General features: G+C 65.4%; 2 protein-coding genes. Both read right to left on the bottom strand.

The window, feature by feature from the left end:
• Positions 1 to 473: 473 nt before the first annotated feature.
• Complete coding sequence (locus EOD07_RS32785; protein WP_127238188.1) at positions 474 to 1235, bottom strand: glucose 1-dehydrogenase; 762 nt, start codon at positions 1233 to 1235, stop codon at positions 474 to 476.
• An 11-nt stretch (positions 1236 to 1246) separates the two neighbouring features.
• Positions 1247 to 1920, bottom strand: a 674-nt coding sequence (locus EOD07_RS32780) for an ABC transporter permease (RefSeq protein WP_164772772.1), incomplete at its 5' end; no start/stop codon positions are given.

Here is a 1920-nt window from a genome sequence, read left to right as displayed (position 1 = left end):
AGCCTGTCGAGACGCGCTTCCTCGCGGCCGGAACGGAACCCGGCCGGGTGCGGAAGAGCGTTTTTGCAGCCTGCATGACAAGCCTCATCGAGGAACCTGGCCTATGGTTTGACCGATCGTCGCGTCCGGCGCAAGTAGTTAGCGCAAACGCTGGCGATGAGCTGAAGGGCCCCTGAACCTCGTCATTCCAGGGCGGAGCAAGGAGCGTAGCGACGCGCGCAGACCCTGGAATCCATTCCGTTACCTGGACCGAACCCTGCAACGGTGCAGAATTTCTGGACCGCCGTGGTGCTTCCAAGTCACGGCATGGATCCTCGGGTCTGCGCGCGTCGCTTCGCTCCTTGCTCCGCCCGCGGATGGCGACCGCGATAGGCGTCTCGGCCAATCGCCGAGGCATGAGACCTGCCAACGCGCACATGGCTAACCGGTTAAAACTTCTGCGTCACGGAACCAGCGGGGCTGACCAAAGCGCCTCAGCCAATGCTCTCGCCACCGTCCACCACCAGCGCCTGTCCGGTCATGAAAGACGAACGGTCGGAGACGAGGAACAGGATGGCTTCGGCGATCTCCTCCGCGCTCGCCCAGCGCCCCATCGGGATCTTGGTGCGGACATAATTCTCGATCGCATCGCGTCCGCCCATCTGGGCGATGAACGGCGCGTTGAACGGCGTGTCGACCCAGCCCGGGCAGAGCGCGTTGATGCGTACATTGTGCTTTGCATAGTCGAGCGACATCTGCCGGGTCATCGCCACCACGGCGTGCTTGGAGGTGGCATAGGCGATCATCTCGCGGTCGTAGAAGACGCCGGAATTGGAGGCCGTGTTGAGGATGACGCCGCCGCCCTGAGCGATCATTGCCGGCATGACCGTCTTGGCCGCCAGGAACTGCGCCCGCACATTGATCCGCCACGAGGCGTCCATCCCGTCCGTTCCGACTTCCGTCAGCGTACCGCCCACCTGGATGCCGGCATGACTGTGCAGGATGTCGATCCGGCCATGCTTGCCAAGCGTTCCCTCTATGAGGCCCTCGACGGCCGTATCGTCGCCGACATCGGTGGCGACGGCCTCGGCGCGGCCGCCGGCTTCACGGATGCCGGAAGCGGTGGCTTCGCCGGCCGCCGGATCACGGTCGGCGATGACCACGATCGCCCCTTCCCGCGCCATGATCATGGCGCCGGCCCGTCCGATGCCCGATCCGGCGCCCGTGACAACGGCGATACGGTCCTTCAGGATCATGGATTGGTCTTTCAAGGCGATGGCTTCCGACGTCCGAGCTGCCATTGCGCGAGCAGCACGAGCAGGACCGACGCGCAGAGCACGATCGTTGCGATGGCGTTGATCTCCGGAGTCACGCCACGCCGGATCGAGGCGAAGACGTAGATCGGCAAGGTCGTCTGCGCGCCGGCGACGAAGAAGGCGATGATGAAATCATCGAAGGAGAAGGTGAAGGCGAGCAGGAAGCCGGCGATCACCGCCGGCATGACCTGCGGCAGCACGATCGATCGGAACGTCGTCAGCGGCGTGGCGTAGAGATCGCTCGAGGCCTCGACCAGATTGCGATCGAGGCTCGCGAGCCGCGTGCCGACGATCATGGTCACTAGCGCCATCGAGAACAGGCCGTGCGCGGCGATGATCGAGCCGTAGCCCAGCGAAAGCTTCGGCGGCTGATCGGTCGGCCACAGCGAAGCGAGGAATGGATTGACGACGCCGAAGAGCTGCACCAGCGCCACCAGCGTCGAGATGCCGATGACGACGCCGGGAACGACGATCGCGGCGCCCAGCAGCGCGTCGAAGAGCGCCCGCGTCCGCGCGCCGACGCGCTGCAGCCCGAGCGCCGCGGCCGTGCCGCAGAAGGCCGCGAGCAGCGCGCTGGTGGTGGCGATGAACAGGCTGTTCTTCAGCGCCTCGACCAGGAAGGGAT

It is taken from the genome of Mesorhizobium sp. M2C.T.Ca.TU.002.02.1.1 (assembly GCF_003997225.1).
The sequence above is the reverse complement of the archived record's forward strand: the minus strand, read 5'-3'. Positions and strand labels throughout refer to the sequence as shown.